Here is an 18,495-nt window from a genome sequence, read left to right on the forward strand (position 1 = left end):
GAACACCGGTGTCTTGCATCTGGGCCGCAGGCCGCCCTGGCAGGGTGGGACGCATGTCCGCAGCCACCGAGACCCCCCGGAAGCGCCGTCGCTGGCCCAGCGTGCTGATCGTCGTCGTGCTCGTCCTCGCCGCGCTCGTGGTCATCGCCGAGTTCGTCCTGCGCGGGGTCGTCGACCGCATCATCGCCCAGCAGGTCGAGCAGTCGCTGCCGGCCGGCGCGACGGGCAAGGTCCAGGCGCACGCGAAGGGCGTCGTCATCCCGCAGCTCATCGGCGGACAGCTCGACGAGGTCGAGATCTCGTCGCGGAAGCTCACGATCGACGGCATCCCGCTCGCGGCCGACGTCACCGCGCGGGACGTGCCGATCGACGGCAAGGGGGACGTCCACGACGTCGACGGCCACGTCACGCTCGCCGCGGGTTCGGTGAAGGAGCTGTCGAAGTACAGCCCGCTGTTCGACCGCCTCAGCCTGGTCGACGGCGGTGTCGAGCTCTCCGGCAAGACCGCGGTGCTCGGCTACGACATCACCTACGCGGCGAAGGGCGACGTCGTCGCGCAGGACGACGGCAAGGGCATCACGATCACGCCGAAGACCGTGCGCATCACGAACTCGGCGCTCGGTCTCAAGGTGGACTCGATCCGGGGGGTCACGAACGTGCCCGTCGAGGTGTGCACGGCGAAGTTCCTGCCGTCGTCGCTCCGGGTGCGCTCGCTCGACATCACGTCCGCCGACGCGTCGGTGCGGGTCACGGCCGACTCGCTGCCGCTCAACGAGCAGGGCCTGCAGACGGTCGGGAAGTGCTCCTGAGCGCAGGCTCGCGTCACACGGCCCGGGAGGCGCGGCTCGGCTCGGTAGGATCGGGTCCCGTGAGCGAGAACCCCCTTGCCCCGCAGCGACTGCGGTTCCCGACGGATGCCTCCGCGCTGACCGCACGCATCTGGCCCGCCTCCGCGACGCGGACCGACGACGGTGAACTCGCCGTGGGCGGCCTGACGGCATCGGACCTGGCCGCACGGTTCGGCACGCCGCTGTACGTGGTCGACGAGCGCGACGTGCAGTCCCGCGCCGTCCGGGTGCGGAACGCGTTCACCGAGGCGTTCGAGCGCATCGGCACCCGGGCGCACGTCTACTACGCCGGCAAGGCGTTCCTGACGACGCAGGTCGCGGCGTGGATGGCCGAGGCGGACCTCCGCGTGGACGTCTGCACCGGCGGCGAGCTCGCGGTGGCGCTGGCCGGGGGAGTCGACCCGGCACTCCTCGGCTTCCACGGCAACGACAAGTCCGACGCCGAGATCGCCCGCGCGGTCGAGGTCGGGGTCGGCACGATCGTCCTCGACAGCCACGAGGAGATCCAGCGCGTGTCCCGAGCCGCGGCCGACGCCGGTGTCGTGCAGCGCGTCCGCATCCGGATCAACAGCGGTGTGCACGCCTCCACGCACGAGTACCTCGCCACCGCGCGTGAGGACCAGAAGTTCGGCATCCCGCTGAGCGAGGCGGTCACGGCCGCCGAGTCCGTGCGCGCGGAGCCCTCGCTCGCGTTCGTCGGACTGCACTCGCACATCGGCTCGCAGATCTTCGACGAGTCCGGTTTCCGTGAGGCCGCGCGGCGTCTGATGGACGTGCACGCCACGCTCGTCGCGTCCGGGCCCGTCCCGGAGCTCAACCTCGGTGGGGGCTGGGGCATCGACTACACCGAGGCCGACTCGGCGTTCGCGCCCGAGGACGTCGCCGACGCGCTCGCGACCATCGTCGCCGAGGCCTGCGCAGAACGGGACATCCCGGTGCCCGAGATCGCGGTCGAGCCGGGGCGGTACATCGTCGGGCCGGCCGGCATCACCCTCTACCGCGTCGGGACCATCAAGCCCGTGACGCTCGAGGCCTCGGCCTCCGAGTCCGCGACCCGCACCTACGTGTCCGTCGACGGCGGCATGAGCGACAACGCCCGTCCCGCCCTGTACGGCGCCGACTACACGGCCCGGCTCGCCCGGACGTCCGACGCGCCCGCGGTCCTCAGCCGGGTCGTCGGCAAGCACTGCGAGAGCGGCGACATCGTCGTGAACGACGAGTACCTGCCCGGCGACGTGCGGCGCGGCGACCTGCTCGCCGTCGCCGCCACGGGTGCCTACTGCTGGAGCCTCGCGAGCAACTACAACCACGTCGGACGCCCGCCCGTCGTGGCCGTCGCCGACGGCGCAGCCCGTATCCTCGTGCGTGGCGAGTCGATCGACGACCTCCTCGCCCGCGACACCGGGGTCGTCCCCGAGCCCAGCGCCGGCCGCTGACCCCCGAAGAAACAGGAATGCCCACCAGATGATCGAATACCGCAACGTCCGCGTCGCGCTGCTCGGAGCCGGCTCGGTCGGTTCCCAGGTCGCGCGGCTGCTCCTCGAACACGGCGACGAGCTGGCCTCGCGCGCCGGCGCCGGGCTCGAGCTGGTGGGGATCGCCGTCCGCGACGTCGACGCCCCCCGCGACGTCGACCTGCCGAAGGAGCTCTTCACGACGGACGCGGAGTCGCTCATCCTCGGCGCGGACATCGTCGTCGAGCTCATCGGCGGCATCGAGCCGGCGCGGACGCTCGTCCTCCAGGCGCTGCAGTCCGGCGCGGACGTCGTCACGGGCAACAAGGCCCTGCTCGCGACCCACGGCCCGGAACTCTTCGCGGTGGCCGAGCAGGTCGGCGCACAGCTCTACTACGAGGCCGCCGTCGCCGGTGCGATCCCGATCATCCGCCCGCTGCACGACTCCCTCGCCGGTGACCGCATCGTGCGCATCATGGGCATCGTCAACGGCACCACGAACTTCATCCTCGACCTGATGGACCGGCAGGGATCGACGTTCGAGGACGCCCTCGCCACGGCGACCGAGCTCGGCTACGCCGAAGCGGACCCGACCGCCGACGTCGAGGGCTACGACGCCGCGCAGAAGGCCGCGATCCTGGCCTCCCTGGCGTTCCACACCTCGGTCCCGCTCGCCGCCGTGCACCGCGAGGGCATCACCTCGGTGACGATCGAGCAGGTCCGGGCCGCGCGCAAGGCCGGGTACGTGGTGAAGATCCTCGCGACGGCCGAGCGCCTGACCGACGCCGACGGCACCGAGGGCGTCAGCGCCCGCGTCTACCCGGCGCTCGTGCCCGAGTCGCACCCGCTCGCGAGCGTCCACGGTGCGAAGAACGCCGTGTTCGTCGAGGCCGAGGCCGCCGGCGACCTCATGTTCTACGGCGCCGGAGCCGGTGGTGTCGAGACCGCGTCCGCCGTCCTCGGCGACCTCGTGTCGGCAGCCCGCCGCCACGTGATCGGCGGTCCGGGCGTCGCGGAGTCCACGCGGGCCGACCTGCCCGTGTTCCCGATCGGCACCGTCCGCACCCGGTACCAGATCACGCTGCACGTCACGGACGCCCCCGGGGTGCTGTCCACCGTCGCCGGCGTCCTGGCGAAGCACGGCGTCAGCGTCGAGACCGTCGAGCAGACCGTCGCCACCGACGCCGACGGCACCGCGACCCTGGTGATCGGCACACACCTGGCGCGCGAGTTCGACCTCGCGAGCACCGTGGTGGCGCTCCGCAACGAGGACGTCGTCGCGGAGATCACCAGCGTGCTGCGCGTCGTCGGCGCCTGACACGACAACTCACGAGAACACCGAACAAGGAGAGCCTCATGGCCCACCAGTGGCAGGGAGTCCTGCGCGAGTACGCCGACCGTCTCGACGTCACCGAAGCGACGCCCGTCGTCACGCTCGGTGAGGGCGGGACCCCGCTCATCCCGGCGCGCCGCCTGTCCGAGCGCACCGGCGCCGAGGTCTACGTCAAGTTCGAGGGCATGAACCCGACCGGTTCGTTCAAGGACCGCGGCATGACGATGGCGATCTCGAAGGCCGTCGAGCACGGCGCGAAGGCCGTCATCTGCGCCTCCACCGGGAACACGAGTGCGTCCGCCGCGGCGTACGCCACGCACGCCGGCATCACCGCCGCGGTGCTCGTGCCCGAGGGCAAGATCGCGATGGGCAAGCTCAGCCAGGCGGTCGCCCACGATGCCCAGCTGCTGCAGGTGCAGGGCAACTTCGACGACTGCCTCGACATCGCGCGGGACCTCGCCGCGAACTACCCGGTGCACCTGGTGAACTCCGTGAACAACGACCGCATCGAGGGGCAGAAGACCGCCGCGTTCGAGGTCGTGGACGTCCTCGGCGACGCGCCGGACTTCCACTTCCTGCCGGTCGGCAACGCCGGCAACTACACGGCGTACTCCCGCGGTTACCGTGAGGACGTCGCTTCCGGACGCTCGACGAAGCTCCCGCGCATGTTCGGCTTCCAGGCGGCTGGTTCCGCCCCGATCGTCCGCGGCGAGGTCGTCACCAACCCGGACACCATCGCGTCGGCGATCCGCATCGGCAACCCGGCTTCGTGGCAGTTCGCCCTCGAGGCCCGTGACGAGACGGACGGCTACTTCGGCGCGATCACGGACGAGGCGATCCTCGCCGCGCACCGCATCCTCTCCGCCGAGGTCGGCGTGTTCGTCGAGCCCGCCTCGGCGATCGGTGTCGCCGGCTTGCTCGAGCGCGCCGACGCCGGTGTCGTCCCGAAGGGCGCGAAGGTCGTCATCACCGTGACCGGACACGGCCTCAAGGACCCGCAGTGGGCCCTCCGCACGCAGGACGGCGGCGAGGTCGCCCCGACGAGCGTCCCGGTCGACACGAAGTCGGTCGCCGAGGTGCTCGGACTGGTCGGCGCGGCGTGAGCGAGGGCCGCTCGTCCGGACCGGGGGAGGGCATGACCGCCCAGATCGCTGTACCGGCCGGACGGGCGGTCCGCGTTCGGGTGCCGGCGACGTCGGCGAACCTCGGACCGGGTTTTGACTCGCTCGGGCTCGCGCTGTCCCTCTACGACGAGGTGGTGGTCCGGGTCCGACCGGAGCCCGGCGCCACCGTCACGGTGACGGGGGTCGGCGCGGGTGAGGTCGCCACGGACGACGACAACCTCGTCGTCCGTGCCGTGCGGCGCGCGCTCGAACACGCCGGGGTGATGCAGCCCGGACTCGAGCTGCACGCCGTCAACGCGATCCCGCACGGCCGCGGGATGGGGTCCTCGGCGGCGGCGATCGTCGCCGGGCTCATGGCGGCCCGCGGGCTGCTCGAGGGGATCGTCGACCTCGACGCCTCGACACTCCTGACCCTGGCGACGGAGATGGAGGGGCACCCGGACAACGTGGCGCCGGCGCTCTTCGGGGGTCTGACGATCGCGTGGATGACCGCCGAGGGGCCGGCGTACAAGCGTCTCCTCGTGCACCGCGGTGTCTCGCCGGTGGTCTTCGTGCCGGCCTCGACCCTGTCCACGAAGCTCGCGCGGTCCCTGCAGCCCGCGAGCGTCCCGCACGAGGACGCCGCGTTCAACGTCTCGCGCTCGGCCCTCCTCGTCGCGGCGCTCATCCAGAGCCCGGAGCTGCTCCTCGCGGCGACCGAGGACCGGCTGCACCAGGCCTACCGTGCCAGCGCCATGCCGGAGACCGACGCCCTCATCGGCCTGCTGCGGCAGCACGGTCTGGCGGCCGTCGTCTCCGGGGCCGGTCCGAGCCTCCTGGTCCTCGGCAGCGACCCGGCCCAGCGCCTCACCGCGGCCGACCTCGTGTCGCGACACGGTGAATCCGACTGGCGGGCGCTCATGCTGGCCGTCGACCTGGGTGGTGCTACAGTGGTGCCGCACTCGGCGCTCCAAGCCGAACCCGCGTAGGCGGCAGGAACGTTCCTCGCCACGCAGGGTCCGGTGCGCGGGGGCAATCTCTTTCTGATCACCGAATCCCGGTCCGTCGTCTGAACGGCGGTCGATGCATACCCGTGCATCCGGGACGGTGGAAACTCTCCGCGTTCTGCGGTTCGAAAGGAAACACCGACCTTGACGAACGTCAACGACTCCACTCCCGTGGAGATCCCCACCGACCTGCGCGCCCTCCGGCTCCCGGAACTCCAGCGCATCGCCTCCTCCCTCGGCATCACGGGGCTCTCGAAGCTCCGCAAGGGCGACCTCATCGCCTCGATCGAGGACAAGCGCCCCGTGACCGACGAGGCCCCGGCCGAGACACCGGCCGCACCCGCCGAGGCCGCCCCGGCGGAGCAGCCGACGCTGCCCGAGCCGATCGAGGCTCCTGTCGCGCCCGCCGATTCCCCGGCGACCGAGACCCCCGCCGCCGAGGCCCAGGCCGACGTGCCTGCGTCGTCGCGTGCCCGCCGCTCGCGCCGCGCATCGTCCGGCGGCCCCGTGAGCGCCGCGCCGACCTCGGCCGCCGAGCACACCAACCACGGGCACACCGGCACCGAGGACCTCCTCGCCGGCCTCGACCAGGTCCGCGCCGAGAAGGACGCGCAGGAGGCCGCCCAGGCCGGTGGCCAGCGCCGCGGACGCGGCCAGCGCGACCAGCAGAACGCCGAGCAGACCTCGCAGGGTCAGGACCAGACCGCACAGCCGGCCCAGGAGGCGCAGGGCGAGTCCGCCCCGGCCGACCAGCACGAGCAGTCCAACGGTGGCAACGCGGAAGCCGGCGACCAGAACGACCAGCAGGGCGAGGGCGGTTCGCGTCGTGGCCGTCGCAGCCGTGGCCGCGGTCGTGGCCGTGGGCAGAACGCCGAGAACGGCGAGCAGGGCGGCGACCAGACCGGTCAGCCGGCGCAGCAGAACGCCGGCCAGCAGAACGGCGGCCGCGACAACGCGCAGAAGAACGGCCAGCAGGGCGAGCAGAAGAACACCCCGCAGGACGACAAGAACGACAAGCAGCAGAACGGTCAGAAGCAGCAGCAGAACGGCCAGAAGCAGCAGAACCAGCAGCAGAGCGGCCCGCAGCACGCCGACGAGACCGAGGGCGGCCGCAGCCGTCGTCAGCGCGATCGCAAGCGCGGCCGCGGCGGCCAGAACGACGAGTTCGAGCCGGAGATCACCGAGGACGACGTCCTCATCCCGATCGCGGGCATCCTCGACGTCCTCGACAACTACGCCTTCGTGCGCACGACCGGCTACCTCCCGGGCCCGAACGACGTCTACGTCTCCCTCGGCCAGGTGAAGAAGTACCACCTGCGCAAGGGCGACGCGGTCGTCGGCGCGATCAAGCAGCCGCGCGACAACGAGCAGCAGAGCCGCCAGAAGTACAACGCGCTCGTGAAGGTCGACTCGGTGAACGGGCAGACCGCCGACGAGGCCGCCGCGCGCGTCGACTTCCAGGACCTCACGCCGCTGTACCCGAACGAGCGCCTTCGTCTCGAGACCGAGCCGGGCAAGCTCAGCACGCGGATCATCGACCTCGTGTCACCGATCGGCAAGGGCCAGCGCGGTCTCATCGTCTCCCCGCCGAAGGCCGGCAAGACCGTCGTGCTCCAGGCCATCGCGAACGCGATCGCCAAGAACAACCCCGAGGCGCACCTCATGGTCGTGCTCGTCGACGAGCGGCCCGAAGAGGTCACCGACATGCAGCGCACGGTGAAGGGCGAGGTCATCGCCTCGACCTTCGACCGTCCCGCCGAGGACCACACGACCGTCGCCGAGCTGGCCATCGAGCGTGCGAAGCGCCTCGTCGAGCTCGGCCACGACGTGGTCCTGCTCCTCGACTCGATCACCCGCCTGGGCCGCGCCTACAACCTGTCGACGCCGGCCTCCGGTCGCGTGCTGTCCGGTGGCGTGGACTCGTCGGCGCTGTACCCGCCGAAGCGCTTCTTCGGCGCGGCGCGCAACATCGAGGACGGCGGCTCGCTGACGATCCTCGCGACGGCGCTCGTCGAGACCGGGTCGAAGATGGACGAGGTGATCTTCGAGGAGTTCAAGGGCACCGGCAACATGGAGCTCCGCCTCAACCGCCACCTGGCGGACAAGCGGATCTTCCCGGCGGTCGACGTCAACGCCTCCGGCACCCGTCGCGAGGAGCAGCTGCTCTCCGCCGACGAGGTCAAGATCACCTGGCGCCTCCGTCGGGCCCTCGCGGGCCTCGACCCGCAGCAGGCGCTCGAGATCGTCCTGCGGAACCTCAAGGAGACGCAGTCGAACGTCGAGTTCCTGGTCCAGGTGCAGAAGTCGGTCCCCACGACCGGCGGCCACCACAACGGCCACCAGGAGTAACGCGTGTTCGAGTCGGTGGCAGGGCTGCTGGCGGAACACGAGGACCTGACGCAGCAGTTGTCGGACCCCGCGCTCCACGCCGATGCGGCCCGGGCGAAGAAGGTGAACCGGCGGTACGCCGAGCTCAACCAGATCAAGTCCGCGTACGAGTCCTGGCAGGCGGCGGGGGACGACCTCGCCGCCGCCCAGGAACTCGCGCGTGAGGACGAGGCGTTCGCGGACGAGGTCCCGGCGCTCGAGGAGCAGCTGACGGAGCGCCAGGAGCGTCTCCGCCGGCTGCTCATCCCGCGCGACCCCGACGACGGGCGCGACGTGATCATGGAGATCAAGGGCGGCGAGGGCGGCGAGGAGTCGGCGCTCTTCGCGGCGGACCTCCTGCGCATGTACTCGCACTACGCCGAGTCCAAGGGCTGGAAGGTCGAGCTGCTCGAGCGCACCGAGTCCGACCTCGGCGGCTACAAGGACGTCCAGGTCGCGATCAAGTCGAACGCGACCGACCCGTCCCAGGGCGTCTGGGCGCACCTGAAGTACGAGGGCGGTGTGCACCGCGTGCAGCGCGTGCCGGCGACCGAGTCGCAGGGGCGCATCCACACCTCGACGACCGGTGTCCTCGTCTTCCCCGAGGTCGACGAGCCCGAAGAGGTCCAGATCAACCAGAACGACCTCAAGATCGACGTGTACCGGTCGTCCGGTCCCGGTGGCCAGTCGGTCAACACGACGGACTCGGCAGTGCGCATCACGCACCTCCCGACGGGCATCACGGTCGCGATGCAGAACGAGAAGTCGCAGCTGCAGAACCGTGAGGCCGGCATGCGCGTCCTCCGTGCCCGCATCCTCGCGCGGCAGCAGGAGGAGCTCGACGCGATCGCCTCGGACGCGCGAAAGTCGCAGATCCGCGGGATGGACCGTTCCGAGCGCATCCGCACGTACAACTTCCCGGAGAACCGCATCGCGGACCACCGCACCGGGTACAAGGCGTACGACCTCGACCGCGTCATGAACGGTGCGCTCGAGCCCGTCATCCAGTCCGCCATCAGCGCGGATGAAGAGGCACGGCTGGCCGCCATCGGCGACCAGGACGCGTGAGCCTGGAGGCGCGGCTCCTGTCCGTCAGTGATCCCACGTTCGGCGCGGATCGCCTCCTGCGCGAGGCGACCGCGGCGCTCGGCGCCGCCGGCGTCCCGACGCCGCAGGTCGACGCCGAACTCCTGCTCGCCTGGGCGACCGACACGTCGCGCGGCGCGGTGCAGGCCCGGGCGCTCACCGGCGGTGCGATCGAGCCGTCGCACGTCGAGCGCTTCCGGCACGCCGTCGCCCGTCGGACCACCCGCGAGCCGCTGCAGCACATCACGGGGGAGGCGTACTTCCGTGCCCTGACCCTGGCGGTCGGACCCGGCGTCTTCGTCCCGCGGCCGGAGACCGAGGGCGTCGTGCAGTTCGGCATCGACGCACTCCGGGCCACCGCGGTGCCGGCGCCGATCGCCGTCGACCTGGGGTCCGGCAGCGGTGCGATCGCGATCGCCATGGACACCGAGGTGCCGAACGCCGTCGTGTACGCGGTCGAGCGATCTCCCGAGGCGCTCCCGTGGACCCGGCGGAACGTCGAGGCCCACGGCGGCACGGTGCGGCTCGTCGAGGGCGACCTGGCGAACGCCCTGCCCGAACTCGACGGCACCGTGTCGGTCGTCGTGTCGAACCCGCCGTACGTGCCGGACGACGCGGTGCCGATCGACCCCGAGGTCCGCGACCACGACCCCGCGGTGGCGCTCTACGGCGGACCGGACGGCCTCGACGCCGTGCGTGCCCTGGCCGAGACCGCGTGGCGGCTGCTCGTTCCCGGGGGAGTCCTCGTGATCGAGCACGCCGAGCCGCAGGGCGCGGGCGTGCGCGAGGTCCTGGCGCGCCGGGGGTTCCGCACCCCGGAGACGCACGTCGACCTGACGGGCCGCGACCGCACGACCACCGCGACCCGCTGACCGGAGGCGACCCGCGCCTCCAGTCCGTCCCCGCGTCGAGGGGAGGTGGTCTCGGATCAGGCGATCTGGGCGGCCTCGCGTTGGGAGGCGACGAAGGCGCTGACCTCCGCGCGCAGGTCGGTGTGCTCCTCGACCAGCACCGCGTGGATGCCGACGCTCCGGGCGCCCTCGACGTTGATCGGCATGTCGTCGGCGAAGAACGTGCGCGCCGCGGGCACGCCGTGGTGCTCCAGCGCCCGGGTGAAGACCTCGGGCTCGGGCTTGCGGGCCCCGAAGTTGCTCGTCGTGTCGAGGTGCTCGCCGAACAGCGGCGGCAGCGACGGCGCCCAGTGGTGGATCCACCGACCGGCCAGCGGCCCGTTGTTCGTGAGGAGCCCGACCCGGCCGTGCTCGGCCGCAAGGCGGACGGCCTCGATCCGCTCCGGCAGCTCCGTCATCGCGGCTCCGCGGATCCGGACCCACTCGGACTCGGGCACCTCGCACTCCATCGCGGCAGCGAAGGCCGCCAGGTACTCGTCCCCGTCGGCGAAGTGCCCCGCCTCGGCACGCATCTCGTGCCCGCAGTCCCACCAGCGCCGGCGGAGCTCCTGGAACCCGTGTCCGGTGAACTCCGCGAGGGCGGCCATCCGGACCTGCCAGTCGTACCGGACGAGGACCTCGTCCATGTCGAAGAGGAACAGGAGTCGGGGCGCGGGCGTCTCGTTCACGATGCCACCCATTGTGTCGCACTATCATCGTCGAGTCATGGCATCCCGATACGACTGCACCGACTCCGACGGGCTCCTGACCGGGATGCGGCTCGCACGTGCCGCGCTCGGGCGCGGAGAGCTCGTCGTCGTCCCCACCGACACCGTCTACGGCGTGGCCGCGGACGCCTTCAGCGCGACCGCCGTCCAGCGCCTCCTCGACGCGAAGGGCCGCACCCGGCAGTCGCCGCCGCCGGTCCTCATCCCCGGCCCGCCGACCCTCGACGCGCTCGCGAGCGACATCCCGCAGCAGGTGCGGGACCTCGTCGACGAGTTCTGGCCAGGGGGTCTCACCGTGATCCTCCGCGCCCAGCCGTCGCTCGACTGGGACCTCGGCGAGACGCGCGGCACGGTCGCGCTCCGGATGCCGGACTCGCGCATCGCGCTCGAGCTCCTGCAGGAGGTCGGGCCGCTCGCGGTGTCCTCCGCGAACTCCACGGGCGACCCGGCGGCGATGGACGCCGACCAGGCCGAGGCGATGCTCGGCGACAGCGTCGCGGTGTACCTCGACGGCGGCCCGCTCGACGCGCACGAGGGGTACGAGGCGTCCACCGGGTCGACGATCGTGGACGCCACGGGGCTCTCGGACGGCGGGAAGCTCCGCATCGTCCGTCACGGTGTGATCTCCGACGACGAGATCACCAGGGTCGTCGGAGCCGACCTCGTCGGATGAAGTACTACCTGCTCGCGGGGGCCATCGCGGCGGTCGTGAGCTTCTGCGTCAGCTGGATCGTGTGGAAGCTGGGGCTGAAGTACAAGTGGTACCCGAAGGTCCGTGAGCGGGACGTGCACCGCACGCCGACCCCTCGGCTCGGCGGGATCGCGATGTACATCGGGGTCATCGTGTCCCTGCTCGCGGCGTGGTTCCTGTTCCCGTCCATCGCGGGGACCGACTACTTCCGCCTGGTGTTCTCCGAACCGGGACGCGTGCTCGCGGTGCTCGGGGGAGCGACCATCATCGTGGTGCTCGGCGTCGCGGACGACATCTGGGACCTCGACTGGATGACGAAGCTCGCCGGGCAGATCATCGCCGCCGGCATCCTGGCGTGGCAGGGCGTGGCGATCGTGTCGTTGCCGATCGGCAACACCCTCGGCGTCGGTTCGTCCTACATGAGTCTGATCTTCACCGTGCTGGCGGTGGTGCTCGTCATGAACGCGGTGAACTTCATCGACGGACTGGACGGTCTCGTGGCGGGCGTGGCGATCATCGCCGGCGGCGTGTTCTTCCTCTACACGTTCTTCATCAACCGCGTGGTCGTGCAGACCGAGTTCTTCTTCAACCTGCCGTCGCTGCTCACCGCGGTGCTCGTCGGCGCGTGCTTCGGGTTCCTCATCCTCAACTGGCACCCGGCGAAGCTCTTCATGGGCGATGCCGGTGCGCTGCTCGTGGGCTTCCTCATGGCGACGAGCGCGGTGTCCGTGACGGGGAACATCGACCCCGCCGCGGTGCAGACACGCCAGGCACTGCTGCCGGCGTTCATCCCGATCCTGCTGCCGTTCGCGATCCTCATCGTGCCGATCCTCGACTTCGGACTCGCGGTCACCCGACGGCTGAGCGCGGGGAAGTCGCCGTTCTCGGCCGACCGGAAGCACCTGCACCACCGCCTGCTCGACATGGGGCACTCGCACTTCCACGCGGTGCTCATCTTCTACGCGTGGACGGCCACCGTGGCCGTCGGCTGCCTGCTCTTCCTCTTCGTGGACTGGTACTGGGTCGTCGTCTTCGTCGCCGTCGGCTTCACGGTGTGCGCCGTCGCCACGTTCGCCCCGCTCGGCCGCAAGCGCGCCGAGTTCGCCGCGCAGGCCGCCACCCGGTCCACCACCGTGGTGGACGCCAGCCTCGACCCGCTCGACCGGGCCGCCAACGACCGCTCGATCCCAGGAGACATCACGTGACCGCACCGAACGCGCTCGACCACGTCCGGCCGGTGTTCCGCCGCATCCTCGTGTGGGCGGCCGTCCTCGCCGTCGCCCTGGCCGTCGTCGGGGGGATCGTCGGGCTCCTCGTCTCCGGCACGCCGGGGCTCGTCGGCGGGCTCCTCGGTGCCGTGCTGAGCGTCGTGTTCCTCGGACTGACCGCGCTCTCGGTGCTCGTCGCCCTGCGGGTGTCGAAGGGGCAGATGATCTCGGGAGCCTTCTTCGGGATCGTCATGGGCACGTGGATCCTCAAGTTCATCCTGTTCCTGGTCGTGCTCCTGCTGCTCCGCGACCGCGCCTGGGTGGACTTCCCGGTGCTCGCGATCGTCATCATCGTCGGCGTCGTCGGGTCGCTCGTCATCGACGTCGTGGCCGTGGCGAAGGCGCGCATCCCGATCGGGGTCGCACTGCCCGGGGACTCCGACGGCGGTGCGGCGGATCGCTCGACGGATCCTGAGAGCGGTCACCCCCGCAACTGAGAGCCCGGGAAGCCTCCCGCACCTGATAGGCTTCTCGGAGTCCGCGTCCGGAGCACTGCTCGGAGCGGGCGAGCCTCCACAACGTCCACCATCGCGTGCCTTGCGTGCGCGCGCCGACACAGGAGACAGCGCTGCTATCCCACGCTCTTCCCCTGTCCCTCACCGCTGCGGGTAACCCCGTCGCGGCGGGGAGCAGCCAGGCCGCCGAGTTCCATGGTCCGTCGATCAACGAGTTCTTCCCGGACGCGATCTTCTTCGCGGGGACGCCCTTCGAGATCGACCGACTCGTCATCATCCGGTTCATCGCCGTCGCGGTCCTGCTGCTGATCGGCATCATCGGGACCCGTTCGCTCAAGCTCGTGCCCGGCCGTGGCCAGGCGCTCGTCGAGTACGCGTTCGACGTCGTCCGCCGGAACACCTTCGACAACCTGGGTGAGAAGGACGGCAAGCGGTTCCTCCCGCTCCTCGCCACGATCTTCTTCTCCGTGCTGTTCCTGAACCTCACCGGTCTCATCCCGGGGTTCAACCTGCAGGGCACCAGCCGCATCGCGTACCCGATGATCCTCGCGATCGTCGCCTACGTCGCCTTCATCTACGCGGGTCTGCGCAAGCACCCCGGCACCTTCCTCCGGAACTCGCTGTTCCCGCCCGGAGTGCCGTGGTACCTCTACATCATCGTGACGCCGATCGAGCTCGTCTCGACCTTCGTGCTCCGTCCGGTGACGCTGACGCTGCGACTCCTGATGAACATGGTCGTCGGCCACCTGCTGCTCGTCCTGTTCTTCGCCGCCACGCAGTTCTTCTTCTTCGAGAGCGGGAACCTCTTCGCTCTCTTCGGAGTCGGGACGCTCGCGTTCGGCATCGCGTTCAGCTTCTTCGAGATCCTGGTCGCGCTGCTGCAGGCGTACGTCTTCATGCTGCTGACCGCTGTGTACATCCAGCTCGCGCTGGCTGACGAGCACTGACCAACGACCTGTACCGACCCCCTGTACGGCACGACATCCGTCGGGCCGCATCCTGAAAGGAAAACACGTGGACGCAACGACCGTTCTCGCGGAGATCAACGGCAACATCGCGACGGTGGGCTACGGCCTCGCAGCGATCGGTCCGGCCATCGGCGTGGGCATCGTCGTCGGCAAGACGATCGAGTCCGTCGCTCGCCAGCCGGAGCTCCAGGGCCGCCTGACGACCCTCATGTACATCGGTATCGCCTTCACCGAGGCCCTCGCCTTCATCGGTATCGCGACGTACTTCATCTTCACCAAGTAAGGCCTCTCGATGCAGAACGCACTCATCATCGCGGCCGAGGAGACGCACAATCCCCTCGTACCGCCGCTGTACGACATCGTGTGGTCCGCGGTGGCGTTCGTCGTCATCCTGCTGGTCTTCTGGCGGGTCATCATCCCGCGGATCACGAAGATGCTCGACGAGCGCACCGAGGCCATCGAGGGTGGCATCAAGAAGGCGGAGGCCGCTCAGGAGCAGGCCGCTGCCGCGCTCGACGAGTACAACAAGCAGCTCGCCGAGGCCCGTGCCGAGGCGTCGCGGATCCGTGAGCAGGCCCGTTCCGACGCGAACGCGATCGGCAACGAGCTCCGCGAGCAGGCGCAGGCCGATGCAGCACGCATCACCGCCAACGCGCAGGCGCAGATCGAGGCCGAGCGTCAGAGCGCGCTCCAGTCGCTCCGGTCCGAGGTGGGCACGCTCGCCCTCGACCTCGCTTCCGGCGTGATCGGGGAGTCGCTCAAGGACGACGCCAAGTCGACCGCGGTCGTGGACCGCTTCCTCGCCGACCTCGAGGCCTCGAAGACCGGGGAGCGCTGAGCATGCGCAGTGCCACCAGAGAAGCACTGGCGTCGACGAGGGCGGTGCTCGCCGATCTCGGCGGCACGGCCGACCTCGCCGCCGGTGCCGAGATCCTCGCCGCAGGGCGTGCGATCGCCGGTGCGCCGCAGCTGCTCGGTCTGCTGTCCGACCCGACGGCCGACCCGGCCGGCAAGAAGGTGGTCGTCGACCGCGTCTTCGCCGGCCAGTCGACCGCGACTCGCGCGGTCCTGACCGCCGTGGCCGGCTCGCGCTGGTCGTCGCACGACGACCTGCTCGTCGGCATCGAGGACGCGGGCATCCGCGCCATCGCGGCCACGGCGCCGTCGGACACGTCGATCGAGTCCGAACTGTTCTCCTTCGAGTCCGCCGTCCGTTCGGACGCCGACCTCGAACTGGCGCTGGGCACCAAGCTCGGCAGCCCGGCGGAGAAGAGCTCGCTCGTCGAGCGTCTGCTCGGCGGGAAGGCCTCGGCGCAGACGATCGCGATCCTGTCGCACCTCGTGCAGCAGCCCCGGGGCCGCCGCATCGGCGAACTCGTCCGTGATGCCTCGCGCATCGTGGCCGACCAGGCAGGCAAGCTCGTCGCGACGGTGATCACCGCGACCCCGCTCTCGGACGGTCAGGCGGCTCGCGTCGCCCGTGGCCTCTCCGAGCGGTACGGCAAGGACATCAGCATCAACCACGTCGTCGACCCCTCGGTCGTCGGCGGGGTCCGGGTGCAGATCGGCGGCGACGTCATCGACGGCACCGTCTCCACGCGTCTCTCGGAACTCAGGCTCCAGCTCGCCGGCTGAGCGTACGGTCGAAGTCGCCCCTCCCAAGTCCACAACGGGAACTGCCGAGTCAGGCAGCGTCACCCTCTCGGAGCCGAACGGCCCCGGAAACCAACAAGGAAAATCCCATGGCAGACATCACCATCAGCCCCGATGAGATCCGTGATGCCCTGAAGGACTTCGTCTCGAACTACGAGCCGACGAAGGCCTCCACGGCCGAGGTCGGGCACGTCATCGACGCCGGCGACGGCATCGCGCACGTCGAGGGCCTCCCCGGCGTCATGGCGAACGAGCTCATCCGCTTCGAGGACGGCACGCTCGGCCTCGCGCAGAACCTGGACGAGGACGAGATCGGCGCCATCGTGCTCGGCGAGTTCGCCGGTGTCGAAGAGGGCCAGGAAGTCACCCGCACGGGCGAGGTCCTCTCGGTCCCCGTCGGCGACGGCTTCCTCGGTCGCGTCGTCGACCCGCTCGGCGCACCGATCGACGGGCTCGGCGAGATCCCGGCCGAGGGGCGTCGCGCCCTCGAGCTCCAGGCGCCCGGCGTCATGGCCCGCAAGTCGGTCCACGAGCCGCTCCAGACCGGCATCAAGGCCATCGACGCGATGATCCCCGTCGGCCGCGGTCAGCGTCAGCTGATCATCGGCGACCGCCAGACCGGCAAGACGGCGATCGCGATCGACACGATCATCAACCAGAAGGCCAACTGGGAGTCGGGCGACGAGGACAAGCAGGTCCGCTGCATCTACGTCGCCATCGGTCAGAAGGGCTCCACGATCGCCTCGGTCAAGGGTGCGCTCGAGGACGCCGGTGCGATGGAGTACACCACCATCGTCGCCGCCCCGGCCTCCGACCCGGCCGGCTTCAAGTACCTCGCGCCGTACACCGGATCGGCCATCGGCCAGCACTGGATGTACGCCGGCAAGCACGTCCTCGTCATCTTCGACGACCTGTCGAAGCAGGCCGAGGCCTACCGTGCCGTGTCCCTCCTCCTCCGTCGTCCGCCGGGCCGTGAAGCCTACCCGGGTGACGTCTTCTACCTGCACTCCCGTCTGCTGGAGCGTTGCGCGAAGCTGTCCGACGAGCTCGGCGCCGGTTCGATGACGGGTCTCCCGATCATCGAGACCAAGGCGAACGACGTCTCGGCGTACATCCCGACCAACGTGATCTCGATCACCGACGGCCAGATCTTCCTGCAGTCGGACCTGTTCAACGCGAACCAGCGTCCGGCCGTCGACGTCGGCATCTCGGTGTCCCGGGTCGGTGGTGACGCACAGGTCAAGTCGATCAAGAAGGTCTCCGGCACGCTCAAGCTCGAGCTCGCGCAGTACCGCTCGCTCGAGGCGTTCGCGATGTTCGCGTCCGACCTCGACCAGGCGTCGCGTCGTCAGCTCGAGCGCGGTGCCCGGCTGACCGAGCTCCTCAAGCAGCCGCAGTACTCGCCGTACCCGGTCGAGGAGCAGGTCGTCTCGATCTGGGCCGGCACCAACGGCAAGCTCGACGAGGTCCCCGTGGGCGACGTGCTCCGTTTCGAGTCGGAGCTGCTCGACCACCTGCGCCGCAACTCGGACGTGCTGACCACCCTGCGCGAGACGAACCAGCTCAGCGACGACACCGTCGCCGAGATGAGCAAGCAGATCGACGAGTTCTCGAAGAGCTTCCAGACGAGCGAGGGCAAGACGCTCGGGTCCGAGCAGTTCGAGGCCGCGCAGGCCGAGGACGTCGACCAGGAGCAGATCGTCAAGGGTCGTCGCTAAATGGCAGCACAGGTCCGGGTCTACCGGCAGCGAATCCGCTCCGCGAAGACCACGAAGAAGGTCACCCGCGCGATGGAGCTGATCTCGGCGTCGCGGATCCAGAAGGCGCAGGCCCGTATGGCTGCGTCGGGTCCGTACTCGCGGGCCGTGACGCGTGCGGTGTCGGCCGTGGCGACGTTCTCGAACGTCGACCACGTGCTGACCACTGAGCCGGAGTCGTCGACGCGTGCCGCCGTCGTGCTCTTCACGTCGGACCGCGGTCTGAACGGCGCGTTCAGCACGAACGTCCTCAAGCAGGGCGAGGAGCTCGCCTCCCTGCTCCGCAGCGAGGGCAAGGACGTGGTGTTCTACCTGGTCGGGCGCAAGTCCGTCGGGTACTTCGCCTTCCGTGAGCGTTCGTCGGAGCAGCAGTGGGTCGGCAACACCGACCAGCCGGAGTTCTCGACGGCGAAGGAGATCGGCGACGCGGTCGTGTCGAAGTTCCTCCAGGACACGGCCGAAGGCGGCGTGGACGAGATCCACATCGTGTTCAACCGCTTCCTCAGCCTCGCCACGCAGGAGCCGCAGGTCGTCCGGCTGCTCCCGCTCGAGGTCGTCGAGGGTGTCGAGGCCCCGTCGAACGACGAGCCGCTCCCGCTGTACGAGTTCGAGCCGGACGCCGACGCGGTGCTCGACGCGCTGCTCCCGGTCTACATCGAGAGCCGCATCTTCAACGCCATGCTCCAGTCGGCTGCTTCCGAGCACGCCGCCCGGCAGAAGGCGATGAAGGCGGCGAGCGACAACGCCGACTCGCTCATCCGCGACTTCACGCGTCTCGCGAACAACGCTCGACAGGCCGAGATCACCCAGCAGATCTCCGAGATCGTCGGCGGCGCCGACGCCCTCTCGTCGAAGAAGAAGTAGTCTGCGTCGTTCGCGGACAGTTA

18 protein-coding genes are annotated in these 18,495 nt (G+C 70.2%); 17 read left to right on the plus strand and 1 reads right to left on the minus strand.

Features of this window, described 5'->3' with window-relative positions; all coding sequences use genetic code 11:
* The first annotated feature begins 53 nt into the window (after positions 1–53).
* The 8 genes from HP507_RS09930 to prmC all read left to right on the plus strand — a co-directional run bounded on the left by HP507_RS09930 (position 54) and on the right by prmC (position 10,070).
* Positions 54–809, plus strand: coding sequence for an LmeA family phospholipid-binding protein (locus HP507_RS09930; protein ID WP_175351630.1), 756 nt, complete (start codon positions 54–56; stop codon positions 807–809).
* 59 nt (positions 810–868) lie between these two features.
* Entirely contained in the window at positions 869–2,284 is a 1,416-nt protein-coding gene (lysA, locus tag HP507_RS09935; RefSeq protein ID WP_175351631.1) for a diaminopimelate decarboxylase, read from the plus strand.
* Positions 2,285–2,312: 28 nt separating this feature from the next.
* Positions 2,313–3,620, plus strand: a complete 1,308-nt coding sequence (locus tag HP507_RS09940; protein ID WP_175351632.1) for a homoserine dehydrogenase — start codon at positions 2,313–2,315, stop codon at positions 3,618–3,620.
* A gap of 38 nt (positions 3,621–3,658) precedes the next feature.
* A complete protein-coding gene (thrC, locus tag HP507_RS09945) occupies positions 3,659–4,738 on the plus strand; it encodes a threonine synthase (RefSeq protein WP_175351633.1) in 1,080 nt (359 codons plus the stop codon).
* 32 nt (positions 4,739–4,770) lie between these two features.
* Positions 4,771–5,727, plus strand: coding sequence for a homoserine kinase (thrB, locus tag HP507_RS09950; RefSeq protein ID WP_175351634.1), 957 nt, complete (start codon positions 4,771–4,773; stop codon positions 5,725–5,727).
* 162 nt (positions 5,728–5,889) lie between these two features.
* On the plus strand, positions 5,890–8,094 hold the full coding sequence (rho, locus tag HP507_RS09955) for a transcription termination factor Rho (protein WP_175351635.1): 2,205 nt from the start codon (positions 5,890–5,892) through the stop codon (positions 8,092–8,094).
* A 3-nt stretch (positions 8,095–8,097) separates the two neighbouring features.
* Complete coding sequence (gene prfA, locus HP507_RS09960; protein ID WP_175351636.1) at positions 8,098–9,180, plus strand: peptide chain release factor 1; 1,083 nt, start codon at positions 8,098–8,100, stop codon at positions 9,178–9,180.
* 2 nt (positions 9,181–9,182) lie between these two features.
* Positions 9,183–10,070: a peptide chain release factor N(5)-glutamine methyltransferase gene (gene prmC, locus HP507_RS09965; protein WP_376984388.1), complete on the plus strand. Its 888-nt coding sequence runs from the start codon at positions 9,183–9,185 to the stop codon at positions 10,068–10,070.
* 56 nt (positions 10,071–10,126) lie between these two features.
* Here prmC and HP507_RS18400 read toward each other — a convergent pair whose 3' ends face one another.
* On the minus strand, positions 10,127–10,777 hold the full coding sequence (locus HP507_RS18400) for an HAD family hydrolase (RefSeq protein ID WP_175351637.1): 651 nt from the start codon (positions 10,775–10,777) through the stop codon (positions 10,127–10,129).
* A 37-nt stretch (positions 10,778–10,814) separates the two neighbouring features.
* Here HP507_RS18400 and HP507_RS09975 point away from each other — a divergent pair, with 37 nt between their 5' ends.
* The 9 genes from HP507_RS09975 (at position 10,815) to HP507_RS10015 (ending at position 18,472) form a co-directional block, all read left to right on the plus strand.
* The gene (locus HP507_RS09975; RefSeq protein WP_175351638.1) at positions 10,815–11,489 is read left to right on the plus strand and encodes an L-threonylcarbamoyladenylate synthase; all 675 of its coding nucleotides are present in this window, start codon (positions 10,815–10,817) and stop codon (positions 11,487–11,489) included.
* Positions 11,486–12,712 (plus strand): MraY family glycosyltransferase, encoded by a 1,227-nt coding sequence (locus HP507_RS09980; RefSeq protein WP_079236207.1) that lies wholly within the window; start codon positions 11,486–11,488, stop codon positions 12,710–12,712. Before HP507_RS09975 ends, HP507_RS09980 begins: the two co-directional genes overlap by 4 nt.
* Positions 12,709–13,212 (plus strand): Cg1360 family ATP-synthase-associated protein, encoded by a 504-nt coding sequence (locus HP507_RS09985; protein ID WP_175351639.1) that lies wholly within the window; start codon positions 12,709–12,711, stop codon positions 13,210–13,212. The genes HP507_RS09980 and HP507_RS09985 overlap by 4 nt, the downstream gene beginning before the upstream one ends.
* 104 nt (positions 13,213–13,316) lie before the next feature.
* Entirely contained in the window at positions 13,317–14,177 is an 861-nt protein-coding gene (gene atpB, locus HP507_RS09990) for a F0F1 ATP synthase subunit A (RefSeq protein WP_175351640.1), read from the plus strand.
* Positions 14,178–14,244: 67 nt separating this feature from the next.
* Complete coding sequence (gene atpE / locus HP507_RS09995) at positions 14,245–14,481, plus strand: ATP synthase F0 subunit C (protein ID WP_175351641.1); 237 nt, start codon at positions 14,245–14,247, stop codon at positions 14,479–14,481.
* Between the two features lie 9 nt (positions 14,482–14,490).
* Complete coding sequence (locus HP507_RS10000) at positions 14,491–15,036, plus strand: F0F1 ATP synthase subunit B (RefSeq protein WP_175351642.1); 546 nt, start codon at positions 14,491–14,493, stop codon at positions 15,034–15,036.
* A gap of 2 nt (positions 15,037–15,038) precedes the next feature.
* A complete protein-coding gene (locus HP507_RS10005) occupies positions 15,039–15,833 on the plus strand; it encodes a F0F1 ATP synthase subunit delta (RefSeq protein ID WP_175351643.1) in 795 nt (264 codons plus the stop codon).
* Positions 15,834–15,940: 107 nt separating this feature from the next.
* Positions 15,941–17,569, plus strand: coding sequence for a F0F1 ATP synthase subunit alpha (gene atpA, locus HP507_RS10010; protein WP_175351644.1), 1,629 nt, complete (start codon positions 15,941–15,943; stop codon positions 17,567–17,569).
* Positions 17,570–18,472 (plus strand): F0F1 ATP synthase subunit gamma, encoded by a 903-nt coding sequence (locus tag HP507_RS10015; protein WP_175351645.1) that lies wholly within the window; start codon positions 17,570–17,572, stop codon positions 18,470–18,472.
* Positions 18,473–18,495 lie beyond the last annotated feature (23 nt).

Origin of the sequence: Curtobacterium pusillum (genome assembly GCF_013359865.1) — a bacterium.
Lineage (GTDB): Bacteria > Actinomycetota > Actinomycetes > Actinomycetales > Microbacteriaceae > Curtobacterium > Curtobacterium pusillum.

What these genes read in the sequence shown, in the direction of transcription:
- HP507_RS09930 (WP_175351630.1), top strand. Translation starts at nt 54, where the DNA reads ATGTCCGCAGCCACCGAGACCCCCCGGAAGCGCCGTCGCTGGCCCAGC.
- HP507_RS09940 (WP_175351632.1), top strand. Translation starts at nt 2,313, where the DNA reads ATGATCGAATACCGCAACGTCCGCGTCGCGCTGCTCGGAGCCGGCTCG.
- thrC (WP_175351633.1), top strand. Translation starts at nt 3,659, where the DNA reads ATGGCCCACCAGTGGCAGGGAGTCCTGCGCGAGTACGCCGACCGTCTC.
- thrB (WP_175351634.1), top strand. Translation starts at nt 4,771, where the DNA reads ATGACCGCCCAGATCGCTGTACCGGCCGGACGGGCGGTCCGCGTTCGG.
- HP507_RS09975 (WP_175351638.1), top strand. Translation starts at nt 10,815, where the DNA reads ATGGCATCCCGATACGACTGCACCGACTCCGACGGGCTCCTGACCGGG.
- HP507_RS09980 (WP_079236207.1), top strand. Translation starts at nt 11,486, where the DNA reads ATGAAGTACTACCTGCTCGCGGGGGCCATCGCGGCGGTCGTGAGCTTC.
- HP507_RS10000 (WP_175351642.1), top strand. Translation starts at nt 14,491, where the DNA reads ATGCAGAACGCACTCATCATCGCGGCCGAGGAGACGCACAATCCCCTC.
- HP507_RS10005 (WP_175351643.1), top strand. Translation starts at nt 15,039, where the DNA reads ATGCGCAGTGCCACCAGAGAAGCACTGGCGTCGACGAGGGCGGTGCTC.
- atpA (WP_175351644.1), top strand. Translation starts at nt 15,941, where the DNA reads ATGGCAGACATCACCATCAGCCCCGATGAGATCCGTGATGCCCTGAAG.
- HP507_RS10015 (WP_175351645.1), top strand. Translation starts at nt 17,570, where the DNA reads ATGGCAGCACAGGTCCGGGTCTACCGGCAGCGAATCCGCTCCGCGAAG.